Annotated in this window: 13 protein-coding genes; 1 reads left to right on the forward strand and 12 read right to left on the reverse strand. The window is 69.8% G+C overall.

Annotated elements, in window-relative coordinates:
* The 3 genes from LOY02_RS07400 to LOY02_RS07410 all read right to left on the reverse strand — a co-directional run.
* On the reverse strand, positions 1-934 hold a 934-nt coding region (locus LOY02_RS07400; protein WP_317181697.1), incomplete at its 3' end, for an aldehyde dehydrogenase family protein.
* 91 nt (positions 935-1,025) lie between these two features.
* Complete coding sequence (locus tag LOY02_RS07405) at positions 1,026-2,393, reverse strand: glutamine synthetase family protein (protein WP_317181698.1); 1,368 nt, start codon at positions 2,391-2,393, stop codon at positions 1,026-1,028.
* A gap of 21 nt (positions 2,394-2,414) precedes the next feature.
* The gene (locus LOY02_RS07410) at positions 2,415-3,134 is read right to left on the reverse strand and encodes a FadR/GntR family transcriptional regulator (RefSeq protein WP_317181724.1); all 720 of its coding nucleotides are present in this window, start codon (positions 3,132-3,134) and stop codon (positions 2,415-2,417) included.
* 193 nt (positions 3,135-3,327) lie between these two features.
* Here LOY02_RS07410 and LOY02_RS07415 point away from each other — a divergent pair, with 193 nt between their 5' ends.
* Positions 3,328-4,911, forward strand: coding sequence for an amino acid permease (locus LOY02_RS07415; RefSeq protein WP_317181699.1), 1,584 nt, complete (start codon positions 3,328-3,330; stop codon positions 4,909-4,911).
* Positions 4,912-4,964: 53 nt separating this feature from the next.
* On the opposite strand, the gene LOY02_RS07420 is transcribed toward LOY02_RS07415, so the two are convergent.
* The 9 genes from LOY02_RS07420 to LOY02_RS07460 form a co-directional block, all read right to left on the reverse strand.
* Positions 4,965-5,774 carry an HAD family hydrolase gene (locus LOY02_RS07420; protein WP_317181700.1) on the reverse strand — a complete coding sequence of 270 codons (810 nt, stop codon included), beginning with the start codon at positions 5,772-5,774 and terminating at the stop codon, positions 4,965-4,967.
* Positions 5,753-6,847 (reverse strand): branched-chain amino acid aminotransferase, encoded by a 1,095-nt coding sequence (locus LOY02_RS07425; RefSeq protein ID WP_317181701.1) that lies wholly within the window; start codon positions 6,845-6,847, stop codon positions 5,753-5,755. Before LOY02_RS07425 ends, LOY02_RS07420 begins: the two co-directional genes overlap by 22 nt.
* A gap of 150 nt (positions 6,848-6,997) precedes the next feature.
* Complete coding sequence (locus LOY02_RS07430) at positions 6,998-8,074, reverse strand: 3-isopropylmalate dehydrogenase (RefSeq protein ID WP_317181702.1); 1,077 nt, start codon at positions 8,072-8,074, stop codon at positions 6,998-7,000.
* 108 nt (positions 8,075-8,182) lie between these two features.
* Positions 8,183-8,272: a 3-isopropylmalate dehydrogenase gene (locus LOY02_RS07435; protein WP_317181703.1), complete on the reverse strand. Its 90-nt coding sequence runs from the start codon at positions 8,270-8,272 to the stop codon at positions 8,183-8,185.
* 286 nt (positions 8,273-8,558) lie between these two features.
* Positions 8,559-10,142 (reverse strand): phosphoglycerate dehydrogenase, encoded by a 1,584-nt coding sequence (gene serA / locus LOY02_RS07440; RefSeq protein WP_317181704.1) that lies wholly within the window; start codon positions 10,140-10,142, stop codon positions 8,559-8,561.
* Positions 10,143-10,390: 248 nt separating this feature from the next.
* Positions 10,391-11,611, reverse strand: a complete 1,221-nt coding sequence (locus LOY02_RS07445; protein WP_317181705.1) for a Dyp-type peroxidase — start codon at positions 11,609-11,611, stop codon at positions 10,391-10,393.
* Entirely contained in the window at positions 11,611-12,240 is a 630-nt protein-coding gene (locus LOY02_RS07450; RefSeq protein WP_317181706.1) for a copper chaperone PCu(A)C, read from the reverse strand. The genes LOY02_RS07445 and LOY02_RS07450 overlap by 1 nt, the downstream gene beginning before the upstream one ends.
* Positions 12,241-12,346: 106 nt before the next feature.
* On the reverse strand, positions 12,347-12,934 hold the full coding sequence (locus LOY02_RS07455) for a hypothetical protein (RefSeq protein WP_317181707.1): 588 nt from the start codon (positions 12,932-12,934) through the stop codon (positions 12,347-12,349).
* 10 nt (positions 12,935-12,944) lie between these two features.
* On the reverse strand, positions 12,945-13,126 hold a 182-nt coding region (locus LOY02_RS07460; protein WP_317181708.1), incomplete at its 5' end, for a hypothetical protein.

Consider the following 13,126-nt stretch of genomic DNA (forward strand, 5'->3'; position numbering starts at 1 on the left):
GGTGCCCGGCGCTGATGAGGGGTCCCATCTCCGTGGCCTCGTCGCGGGGGTCGGCCACGACGACGTTCTTGACGGCGGTCTCGAAGCGCTCCATGAACGCGTCGAAGACGCTGCGCTGCACGAGGATCCGGCTGCGAGCGCAGCAGTCCTGACCGGCGTTGTCGAAGACGCCGTAGGGGGCCGACGCGGCCGCCTTGTCGAGGTCGGCGTCGGCGAAGATGATATTCGCGCTCTTGCCCCCGAGCTCGAGCGTGATCCGCTTGACCTGATCGGCGGCGCCGCGCATGATCCGCTGGCCCACCTCGGTGGAGCCGGTGAAGCAGATCTTCCGCACGTCGGGGTGGGTGACGAACCGCTCCCCCACGACCGAGCCCTTGCCAGGGATCACCGTGAAGACACCTTCGGGGATGCCGGCCTCGAGGGCGAGCTCACCGATGCGCATGGCGGTGAGGGGCGTCAGCTCGGCCGGCTTGAGCGCCACGGTGTTGCCGGCGGCGAGCGCGGGAGCGAAGCCCCAGCCGGCGATGGGCATCGGGAAGTTCCAGGGCACGATGATCCCCACGACGCCGAGGGGCTCCTTGAAGGTGACGTCGATGCCGCCCGGGACGGGGATCTGCCTGCCGAAGTTCCGCTCGGGGGCGGCGGAGTAGTAGGCGAGGACGTCGCGGACGTTGCCGGCCTCCCACCGGGCGTTGCCGATGGTGTGGCCGGAGTTGGCCACCTCGAGCTGGGCCAGCTCCTCCTGGTGCTCACCGACGAGGTCGGAGAACCGGCGCAGGAGTCGGCCGCGGTCGCCGGGCGCCACGTCGCGCCAGGCCGGGCCCGCCGCGACGGCCCTGGCGATGGCCTCGTCGGTCTCGTCGACGGACGCGAGCTCGACCGTCCGGACGAGCTCCTCGGTGGCGGGGTTGATGACGTCGTGCGTCGTGGTCATGTCGTGGAGTTCTCCTGGTCCTGGCTGTGCTCGTTCGATGTGATCGATCGAAATGGGAGGCGATCGATCACATCGAACCGAGGTCGTGTGGTCAGAGCCGCTCGAAGCCTCTCCTTCTCTCCCAGTCCGTCACGGCCGCATTGAAGGCACGCAGCTCGACGTCCGCCGCGTTGACGTAGTGATCCACGACCTCGTCACCGAAGAGACGGCGCGCCAGCTCGGAATGGTCGAGCAGGTCGCGGGCCTCCTGCAATGTGGTCGGCACCCTCTCCTTGTCGGAAGAGTAGGCGTTGCCCTCGAAGGCCGGCTCGAGCTCCAGTCGCTCGTCGATGCCGTAGAGGCCCCCGGCCAGCATGGCTGCCACTGCGAGGTAGGGGTTCACGTCGCCACCAGGGACGCGGTTCTCGACCCTCAGGGCAGCGCCATGACCGACGACGCGAAGGGCGCACGTCCGGTTGTCATGGCCCCACGCCACGGCAGTCGGAGCGAAGGATCCGGGCTGAAAGCGCTTGTAGGAGTTGATGTTCGGTGCGTAGAAGTACGAGAACTCCCGCATCGTCGCAAGGATCCCGGCGATGAAGTGGTCGAACATCTCGCTGTGGCCGTGCTCGCGGCCCTCGTCCGCGAAGGAGATCGCGTCATCGGTGCCGCGCAGTGACAAGTGGATGTGGCACGAGCTGCCCTCGTGCTCGTCGAACTTCGCCATGAAGGTGATCGACTTGCCGTGCCTGGCCGCGATCTCCTTGGCGGCGTTGCGATAGACGACGTGGTTGTCACACGTCCGCACGACCTCGTCGTAGAGGAAGGCGATCTCGTGCTGGCCCAGGTTGCACTCCCCCTTGGCACCTTCGACGACGACCCCAGCCCGGTACATCTCGTTGCGAATCTCGCGCAGCAGCGGCTCGACCCGGTCACCGCCGAGGATGGAGTAGTCCACGTTGTACCGGTTGGCGGGGGTCAGGCCGACGTAGCCTCGGTCCCAAGCGGCGTCGTACGAGTCCTCGAAGACGATGAACTCGAGCTCCGTCCCGCACAACCCGACGAGGCCCATCGACTCTGCCTTGGCCACCTGCGCCCGGAGCACCGACCGGGGCGCCTGCGCGACGCGGCCGCTGCCGTCGAGCCAGGTGAGGTCGCACTGGATCGTGGCCGAGTGCTCGGCTCCGGGGGTCCTGCGCAGTGTGGAGAGGTCGAGCTCGAAGAACATGTCGCCGTAGCCACGCTCCCAGGACGAGATCGCATAGCCGTCAACGGTGTTCATCTCGACGTCCACCGCCAGCAGGTAGTTGCACCCCTCGGTGCCATGCTCCAGGACGCGGTCGAGGAAGAAGTGGCCGTGCAGGCGCTTGCCCTGGAGACGTCCCTGCATGTCGGTGAACGCAACGATGACGGTGTCGATCGTCCCCTTCTCAATCTCCTCGCGCAGGTGGTCGAGGGTGAATGCCGGAGGTGCTGGCATGCGGATGTCCCTTCGTTGGTGTCAGCCGATCAGGCCGCGGAGGAGCGCCGACGTCGCGTCGCAGTGCTCCTCCATGACCGTGCGGGCGGCGTCGGGGTTGCCGGTAAGGATCGCGGTGACGATCTGATGGTGCTGGTCGTTCGAGTGCTCGATGTTTCGACGGAGCACGGGAATCGCGGTGAGCATCTCGTGCAGTGCCGCCTGGGACCGGGTCACCGCGTCGATGAGCATCGGCGACCCGGAGAGTGTGGCGATGGCCAGGTGCAGGCGCGAGTCCGCGACCCGGTGCGTCGCCGGCTCGGAGGCCTCGTCCACCTCGCGCAGGCTCTCCGAGAGCCAGGCCCGCTGGTCCCCCGAGAGCGACCGAGTGGCGGCCAACCACGCGGCACCCGGCTCGACGATCCGTCGGAAGTCGAGGGCGTCCGCCATGGCTGCCCCGCTGCGCACGAAGGATCCCTTTGAAGCGGAAGGCAACTCAGCGGTGTACGTCACCGTGGTGCCACCCCCGCGACCGCGCCGGGTCGTGACGAGCCCGGACTCGCGGAGGGCGGCGATGGCGTCGCGCAAGGTGTTCCGCGAGACGCCGAGGCGCTCCGACAGCTCTCGCTCCGGCGGCAGCTGCTGCCCATCGGCGAGCACACCGAGTCGGATGGCGCGCGCCAGCTGCTCCACGGTGGCCTCGAAGGCGTTCCTGTCGCGGACGGGCTGCAGCACGGTTTCTGCGAGGTGCAGGTGCGGCATCGCGGTCACGTGGCGAGTCTTGGCCTCAGGGCTGCCGCCTGTCAAATGGTTCGGCTTTCCACCATTGACCGGAATCTGGCCCAAGGTCTAGCCTCCCTCTAGCCACGAGGCTGTTGTGATCTCAGTCTCAAAAGGTACCCCATCGCACCATCTCGTCCGAACTCCACGACGTAGCGAGAGGAATCACTCCACGATGGCACACGAGCCAGCAGGCGGCAGACAGGTCAAAGGCACTGGCGGCGTCACCTACGCGCACGCCGGCGCGGAGTACTTCGAGAAGCGGGGACTGAGGCGTCACGCAGGAGCCTGGTCGCTCTGGGCCCTCGGCGTCGCGGCGGTCATCTCGGGGGACTTCTCGGGGTGGAACCTCGGCATCGGCGAGGCCGGATGGGGTGGCATGCTCATCGCCACGATCGCCATCGGCCTGATGTACCTGCTGATGATCTACAGCATCGCGGAGATGTCGGCGACGATGCCCCACACGGGCGGGGCGTACTCCTTCGCCAGGTCAGCGATGGGTCCGTGGGGCGGCTTCGTCACCGGGCTTGCCGAGACCATCGAGTACGTCATCACGACAGCGGTCGTCGGCACGTTCGCGGGCTTGTACGCCGATGCCATCACGGAGGACCTCTTCGGATTCACCATGCCGCTGTGGCTGTGGGTCGTCGGCTTCTACGTCGTCTTCGTCGGGCTCAACTCCGCCGGGGCCGAGGCGTCGTTCAGGTTCGCCGTGGTCATTACCATCATCTCCCTGTCCGTCCTCGCCTTCTTCTTCATCTCGGCGATCGTCTCCGGCAGGGTCGACTTCGCCAACCTGTGGAACATCGAGCCGGAGGCGGGCGGCAGCACCTTCCTGCCGATGGGCATCGGCGGCGTCCTCGCCGCGTTGCCGTTCGCCATCTGGTTCTTCCTCGGCATCGAGGAGCTACCGCTGGCCGCGGAGGAGACGCACACACCGCAACGGGACATCCCGCGCGGCTCCCTCATGGGCATGTGGACACTGCTCGCCTCGGCGTTCCTCGTCCTCCTGCTCAACCCTGCCGTCCTTGGCGCGGAGGAGATCGGCAGCAGCGGAGAGCCGATTCTCGACGGTTTCCGAGCGATCTTCCCCGACAGCAACATCGCCTCGCTGCTGTCGCTCTTCGCGCTGGCCGGCCTGGTGGCCTCCTTCCAGGGGATCATGTTCGCGGCGGGCCGCAACATGTACTCGCTGTCGCGCGCCGGGTACTACCCGAAGCCGCTGTCGTTGACGGGCGGTCGCAAGGTGCCCTACGTCGCGCTCGTCGTCTCCGCAGTCATCGGCGTCGTCCTCGTCTTCGGGCTGGGGGCGATCCGCAACGAGCCGGGCGAGACCCTGAGTGACGCACAGGTGGCAGTGGCCGGCCAGCTGCTCAACATCGCCGTCTTCGGGGCCGTCATCTCCTACTTCCTGCAGATGGTCGCCTTCCTCATGCTGCGCCGCAGCTACGCCGACGTCGCGCGGCCGTACACGAGCCCGGCCGGTAGGTGGGGCGCCATCGTCGCAGCGGTCATCTCCGGGCTGACCCTGATCGTCCTCCCGTTCAACGAGAGCTACCGCTCGGTCGTGGTCGGGGTGGCAGCCTTCTTCGTAGCCGGGCTGCTGTACTTCGCCCTGTTCGGTCGGCACCGTCTCGTGCTGTCGCCGGAGGAGGAGTTCGCGGTGACCCATGGCAAGCACGGCCATCCGGAGACGGAGGGCTACGACGTCACGGAGCAGATCCTCGAGGAGGGTGATCCGGAGGCTGCGCCCCGCTGAGGGGCGCGGCGCAGCCCGGGCCGACCAGCGTCAGCCCGGGCTGCGCGCGTTGGTCATCGGGTCCGGTCCAACAGCTCCTCGAGGGTCGCGGCGACGCCGTCGTCGTCGTTGGACGGGCACACCCGGTCGGCGACGGCGCGGACCTCCTCGTGGGCGTTGGCGACAGCCCAGCCGACTCCCGCCCACCGGATCATCGGCACGTCGTTCGGCATGTCACCGAAGGCCCACACGTCCCCCGCGAGGATGCCCAGGCGCGACGACCATCGCTCCAGGGCCGCCGCCTTGGTGACTCCGGCAGCGTTGATCTCGGCGAGTCCTCCGGCTCCGGAGAAGGCGACGTGGGCCCGGTCCCCGACGACCTCGGTGGCGCGACGGAGGAACTCCTCGTCCTCGAGGACCGCCGACTTCGCGAGGAGCTTGCCCACCGCCTCGTCGTCGAGCTCGTCGATCGGCGCCTCGACCGCGTCGTTGGGCACGTGGTGCGTGGGGTCGTGGGGGAACGACGTCTCGAACCACAGCCCGCTCCCCCGCTCCGCCGCGAACGCCACGTCGGGGACGGCCCGGCGCAGGTCGGTGACGATCTGCCGGACCAGGGAGTGCTCGAAGCCCTCACTGCTGAGCACTTCGCCAGCCGCGACGTCGTAGACGAAGGCTCCGTTGCCGCAGATGGCCGTGCCGTGCCCGCCCACCGCTGACGCGAGCTCGTCGAGCCAGCGGGGCGGCCTGGCGGTGACGAAGACGACCTCGATGCCGGCCTCCTCGACGGCGGCGAGCACGGCGCCGGCCCTGCGGGAGAGCGTCCCGTCGGACCGGAGCAGCGTGCCGTCGAGGTCGGTGGCGATCAGGCGAGGCGTGTCATCCACCCGTGTGAGTCCTCGACCCGGCCGTACTGGATGTCGAGGAGGCGGCTCCGGATCGCGGAGGCCACCGTGTCCTCGTGGCCCTCGCGGCGGTGGTCGACCGAGCCACCGTCCCAACGCAGCTCGCCGACAGGCGTGACGACTGCCGCCGTGCCGCAGGCGAAGATCTCGACGATGTCGCCGGACGCGGCGCCGTCCTTCCACTCGTCGATGGGGATCCGCCGCTCCTCCGGCTCGAGGTCGAGCTCCTTGGCGAGCTCGAGGATCGACGCGCGGGTGACGCCCTCGAGGATGGTGCCCGTGAGCTCCGGGGTGATGATCCTGCCGTCCTTGGTGACGAAGAAGAGGTTCATCCCGCCGAGCTCCTCGATGTAGGTGTGCGTCGAGGAGTCGAGGAAGACCGCCTGGTCACACCCGTGCTCGGCGCCCTCGAGCTGCCCGGCCAGCGAGGAGGCGTAGTTTCCGCCGCACTTGGCCGCACCGGTGCCACCGGCACCCGCCCGGGCATAGGAGGTCGAGATCCAGAGCGTCACCGGCTTGAGCCCGCCGGTGAAGTAGGAACCCGCGGGTGAGGCGATGACGGAGTAGGTCACCCGCTCGGCCGGCCTGACACCGAGGAAGGCCTCGGAGGCGAACATGAACGGGCGCAGGTAGAGGCTCTTCTCCCCCTCGGCTCCCGGGACCCATTCCTGGTCGATGCTGACGAGCTGGCGCAGGGACTCGATGAAGTCGGCCTCGGGGAGCTCGGGCAGGGCGAGTCGTCGAGCCGACCGGGCGAACCGCCCCGCGTTGACCTCGGGCCGGAAGGTCCAGATCGAGCCATCGGCGTGCCGGTAGGCCTTCATGCCCTCGAAGATCTCCTGCGCGTAGTGCAGCACCGCGGCGGCCGGGTCGAGCTGGAAGGGGCCGTAGGGCTGGACGCGTGCGTCGGTCCAGCCACCGTCAGCGGACCAGTCGATGACGACCATGTGGTCGGTGAAGGTCTTGCCGAAGCCGGGGCTCTCGAGCACTTCCGCGATCCGCTCGGACGGGGTGACGTCCTCACGTCGGGTGACGGCGAAGGACAGCTGGGTCATGGCAAAACCTCCGTTACGGCAGTGTCAGCGGTGATCCATTGCAGGCTATCGCCCACATGGTGAGACAGCGAAGGCGGTCGCATAGCCGAGGCAGCAGCATGCGGCTGCTGGCTCCGGACCGGCGGCGTGGCGTGGTGGCGCCCAGCGGGCTCAGAGCCGGGTTGCGATGGCGTCGCCGACCTGCGTGGTGGACCGGACGGCACCGCCTCGCTGCGAGAGGTCGGCCGCGACGGCTGCCTCGACGCGGGCCGCGTCAGCAGAGCGGCCGAGGTGCTCGAGCAGCATCGCGACGGACAGGATGGCCGCGGTGGGGTCGGCCTTGCCCTGGCCGGCGATGTCGGGGGCCGACCCGTGGACCGGCTCGAACATGCTCGGCGTCGTGCGGGCCGGGTTGATGTTGCCCGACGCGGCGAGACCGATTCCGCCCGCGATGGCCGCGGCGATGTCGGTGATGATGTCCCCGAAGAGGTTGTCGGTGACGACGACGTCGAAACGGCCCGGGTCGGTCGTCATGAAGATCGTCGCGGCGTCGACGTGCTGGTAGGCAGTCTCGACCTCAGTGAACTCGGCGGCGACCTCCTCGACGGTCCTGCGCCAGAGATGGCCGGCGTGGGTGAGCACATTGTGCTTGTGGACGAGGGTCAGGTGCTTGCGCGGTCGAGCCTGGGCGCGCGCGAACGCGTCGCGGACGACACGCTCGACGCCGAAGCGCGTGTTGACGCTCACCTCGGTCGCGATCTCCTCCGGTGTGCCGACCCGCAGGGAGCCGCCGTTGCCGACGTAGGGGCCCTCGGTCCCCTCGCGGACGACGACGAAGTCGATGCCCTCCGGTGCGACCCGAGCGACGTCGAGCGGGCTCGTGACGCCGGGGTAAAGCTTGGCGGGGCGGAGGTTCACGTAGTGGTCGAGCGCGAACCGGATCGGCAGGAGCACGCCGCGCTCGAGGACGCCACTGGGAACCGTCGGGTCGCCGATGGCGCCGAGCAGGATCGCGTCGTGGCCGCGCAGCTCCGTGAGGACGGATTCGGGAAGCAGCTCGCCCGTGGCGTGCCAACGCCGCGCGCCGAGGTCGTAGTCGGTCGTCGAGACCTTCGCGCCACTCGCCGATGACACGGCGTCCAGGACCTTGAGGCCCTCGGCGACGACCTCCGGACCGATACCGTCCCCACCGATGACGGCGATCGAGTAGTCCCCCTGCGAGCCCGCTGGGCGCTGTGCGTCAGGCATGCGCCAAGCCTAGGGGCCGTCTTGTGATGTGGAATCCACGTCTCAGTTCCTGACATGCGAAAGGCCCTCCACCCCACGAACGGGAGAGGGCCTTGCGCGGTGGTTCGGTCAGTCGTCGGTGTGGCCCTGGTCGCGCAGGTCCATCGACTCCTGCAGCGCCCGGCGGGCGGCCTTGGCGTCTTCGCTCATGGCAGTCATTCCTTCATTGCATGGTGGTGTGGGTGGTTTCAGGTGCTCGAGCCCGGGTGGGCGAGCCGTCAGCCGGAGGGAACGCGGGGTCTCCGCGGCGAGGTAGCTGACTACTGAAACTCGCCGCGGCTGGCAATGAGGAGTACGAGCTGCCGCGTCATGACATTCACGGTACGCCCGGCGACTTCCCGGTAAAGGGGGTTTCCAGCAAATGAGACGTGACGTTCGACATATGGCACTGGGCTGGGTTCGCGCCCACGGCGCGGTCCCAGCCCAGCGGCATACGAATGGTCGGTCAGTCCTGCAGGTTGACGACGGTGAACGTCTTGGCGTCGACGGCCGCGGCGATCTCGCCCGCGAGCTGCGGCGACACTGCGCTGTCGACGTTGAGCACGCCGATGGCCTGGTCGGCCTGGCGGGACACCTGCATCCCGCCGATGTTGACGTCAGCGTCACCGAGCAGCCGGCCCACGGCGCCGATGATCCCCGGACGGTCGGAGTACTCGAAGACGAGCATGTGGTCCGACAGGGGGACCTCGAGGTCGTAGCCGTTGATGCCGACGAGCTTCTCGACCATCTTCGGGCCGGTGAGCGTGCCGGAGACACTGACGATCGTCCCGTCGGTGAGGGTGCCTCGCAGCGTGGTGATGTTGCGGAAGTCGCCGGCAGCCGCGTCGGTGAGGAGACGGACCTGGCAGTCACGCTGCTCGGCGAGGATCGGCGCGTTGACGTAGGTCACCGGGTCCTCCACGACGTCCGTGAACAGGCCCTTGAGGGCCACGAGCTTCCACACGCTGACGTCGTGCTCGGTGATCTCACCACGGACGTCGACGTCGAGCTGGGCCGGGACGGAGCCCGCCACCGCCGTGAAGATCCGACCGAGCTTCTCCACGAGCGGGATCCCCGGGCGGACCTCCTCGGCGATGTAGCCGGAGGACACGTTGACGGCGTCGGGGACGAGCTCACCCGAGAGCGCGAGACGAACCGACCTGGCAACGGACACGCCGGCCTTCTCCTGGGCCTCCTCCGTGGACGCGCCGAGGTGCGGGGTCACGACGACGGACTCGTGCTCGAAGAGCGGGGACTCCGTCATCGGCTCGGTCGCGAAGACGTCGATGCCCGCACCGGCGACCCGCCCCTCGGCGATGGCTCGGGCCAACGCGTCCTCGTCGACGATGCCGCCCCGCGCCGCGTTGACGATCCGGACGGAGGGCTTGACCTTCGAGAGCGCGTCCTCGCCGATGAGGCCGACGGTCTCCGGCGTCTTGGGCAGGTGGATCGTGATGAAGTCGGACTGGGCGAGCAGCTCGTCCAGTCCGACGAGCTGGGCACCCACGAGGCCGGCCTTCGCCGGCGATGCATAGGGGTCGTAGGCCACGACCTTCATCCCGAAGCCCTTGAGACGCTCGGCCACGAGAGCCCCGATCCGGCCGAGCCCGATGACACCGACGGTCTTGTCGAGCAGCTCCACGCCGGAGTACTTGCTCCGCTTCCACGCGCCACCCTTGAGCGCCTGGTTGGCCGGGGCGATGTTGCGGGCGGTGGCGAGCATCAGGGCGATCGCGAGCTCAGCTGCCGAGGTGATGTTGGACGTCGGTGCATTGACGACCATGACCCCTGCCCGGGTCGCCGCCTGGACGTCGACGTTGTCCAGGCCCACCCCGGCACGCGCGATGACCTTGAGCCGCCGCCCCGCTCCGATCGCCTCAGGATCCATCTTCGTCGCCGAGCGAATGAGCACCGCATCGACATCGGCGAGAGCCGGGAGCAGCTCGTCGCGGTTGGCGCCGTCGCAGGTGCGGACCTCGAAGTCCGGACCGAGTGCCTCGATCGTGGCGGGTGACAGCTCTTCGGCGATGAGGACAACGGGCTTGGTCACAGGTGATCCTTTCGGGCGGGTGCGCGGCCCGGGAAGGACGCGGGCCAGTCATCGGCACCGCGGTGTGCCGCTCAGAAGTCTAGGCCGAGGTGACAGCCATGGTCATCACGGGCAACCAGCATGTGAACGGATCGATCACCGGCGTGACGCGTATCACTCAATGGACCCGCCATTCCGAATGGCGGAACGTTGGTGCCGACCGGCAGCGGTCGGCCCCAACGCGACGCCTTCCGCCCCTCCAGCCCGGTTCAGGCCAGGAGGGCAGCGCCGAGGTCCTCACCGGGCCCTGCGCCGGGCAGCACGGCGTACACCCCGCTGCTGATCGGCGTGGTCCAGATGTTGAGCAGGTCGGCCTCGGCCAGACGTCGCTGGATGGGGACGAACTGCGCCACGGGGTCGGCCTGGAAGGAGACGAAGAGCAGCCCGCTGTTCGAGCGCTGCCCGGGACCGGGAGCATCGTCGTAGGAGTACGGTGCCCGGAGGATCCGCTCGTGCGGGGCGGCCGGCATGGCCCGGCGCATGTGGGACGCCGCGTCGATGACCGGAAACCCCAGCTCGTCAGTGGCGGCCAGGTCCGGGAGGTCCGTCTCGGCGACGCCGGTGAGCGGGGCGCCCGAGTCGAGGCGGCGCCCGATCGCGTTCTCCCGGCCCATCCGGTCGACCTCGTCCCACGTGTCGAGGTTCATCGCGATCCGCCGGATGACGAGGGACGTCCCGCCGTCGAGGCCGTGCGGTGCCGGCGTGTCCCCGGCCCCGAGCCAGAGGAGTGCGTCGTCGGCGCCGTCGGTGGCGGGCTGGACGGTCCCGTCCACCTGACCGAAGAGGTTGCGGAAGGGCATCCCCGGCCGGCTCGCGGTCAACGGCTCCCGGAAACCGCGCTGGACCCACCGCTGGACCGCGAGCGGCTCGGCCCCGACGACGAGTCGCCGCTGCGCGTGCGCCACCGAGACGGGAGAGTCGGCGCGGACCTGGAGGAGCAGGTCCGTCTGCGGCCAGCCCTCCTCGAACCGGTCGATGCTGAACCGGGGCAGCGGGGCCAGCCACTGCGGCCGCGTGGCCGTGAGCCCGGCAGCCTCGTAGAAGCCGGGCCCGACGGCGACCGTCACGCTGAGGCGCGAGGGCACGGCGGCCAGCTCGGGCTCGAGGTCGGTCAGCGGCCCCTGCGCGGCCATGAGGCGCTCGATGTCGTCGGTCAGGACGCGCAGCAGGCGCCGACAGGTCTCCTTCGTCGCACCCTGTGGCAGGTCGAGCCCGATGAAGGCCGCGAAAGGCTGCGGCTCGTCGGTGACGCCGGACTGGCGCTCGCCGCGGAACGGCAGGATCGAGGCCTCCCCGCCCGGCCGGGCGACTCCCTCCCGCGCCGGACCGGGATCACCGGGCGCCAGCTGGGTCGCGGCGACCGCAGCGGCCCCGACGCCCCCGGCGAGAAGACCCGTGCGCAGCAGGGTGCGCCGGTCCACGGCCTCCATCAGTGGTCCTCCGGGACGTAGGTCTCCTCCGCACCCGCGAAGGACCTCACGGGCACGGTCCAGGCCAGCTCGGTGCCATCCGCTGTCACCATGACGACGGAGGCGTCATCACCGTTGACGAGGGGTGCCTTGAGCTCCAGGAGCATGATGTGGTCGGCGCCCGGTGCCAGCTCGGCCGATCCGCCGGCGGGCACGACGAGACCGCCCTCCTTCTCCATCATCTTCATCGAGCCGTCCGGCTGCTTGGCCATCGTGTGCACCTCGACCTTCCCGGCCGCCGGGCTCGACCCCCCGACGATGGTCACGGCCTCGTCCGTGCCGTTGACGACCGTGCCGAAGACGGCGGTCATTCCGGACCCTGCCTTGACCCAACCGGAATCGAGCCTCACACCGTCTGCCGGTGCCACCTCCGTCGCTCCTGCGACGGTGGCGGCCGCGCCGGAGGTCGCGGAGGCCTGCGCTGCCGGGCCTGCGGTCGAGGTGCCGCAGGCAGCGAGCGCGACTGTGGTGATCAGGGCGGCTCCCGCCCAGGCGGCGCGGCGGGAGAGCGGCGTCCGGTCGATCGGGGCGACGGGCGGCGTGGCGGGTGCAGCATGACGGGAGGCAGGGCGAAGCGGGGTGCTGTTCATCGTGGTCCTTCGGTGCGGTGCGGGAGATGGGCTTTGCGTGACTGCGACGCGGCGCACTGCGCACACGTCGAGATCCCCTCAGGCGCGCTGCGCCCAGGAGGCGGGGTCAGGCAAGCACCGGGGGCCCGCGCCCCCGCATCACGACGCGGAAGCGACGTCGCGTCCGGGCGCGAACGATGAACGTCGCCGGCACGGCCTCGACGGCGAGAGGGCACAGACGGGGCAGAGTCGGCGCCACGAGGTCGACGACCCGCCAGAGCAGCGCCTCCCCCCGAGCCATGGCGAGGGCAAGGAGCAGGGCCGCGGCCGCGTGCGCCCCCGTCATCGTTGACGCGTGCCCGTGTGCCGTCACCGCCGCGACGGCAGGTTCCCCGCAGTCGAGCACCACATGGCCGTGGTGCGCGATGCTCGTCGCACAGGCGGTGGCCACCGAGGTGCCGACGCCGCCGAGGAACGCGAGGACGCCGTGGCCGACGAGCTGCCCGGCCAGCAGCGCGGGGAACAGGTGTCGCACGCCGCGCTGGCGACGCGACCCGAGCAGGGCGACCGGCCACCACACGGCGGCGAGGGCGAGGATGGCCACGCCGGAGACGGACCCACCACCGACGACGTGCCCGGCGATCGTCAGCCCCATCGCGACGGCGAGGAAGACGAGGGCACGCAGCACTCTGAGCGCGCCCACACCTACCAGCATGGGCCAGATCCTAGGCGATCCACGACACAGCGTAGGAGACGGCCCGATGGGCGGAACCCAGCCCCGCTCCGACCGGCGCCCCCCGCGCCCCGGCCGCCCGCCGGAGCGTAGCCTCTCCTCCATGCGTGTCGTCGTCACCGGTGGAGCGGGCGATCTGGGCTCGCGGGTCGTTCGCGATCTCGCGCGCCGTGG

This window comes from Intrasporangium sp., assembly GCF_032907665.1.
Lineage (GTDB): Bacteria > Actinomycetota > Actinomycetes > Actinomycetales > Dermatophilaceae > Intrasporangium.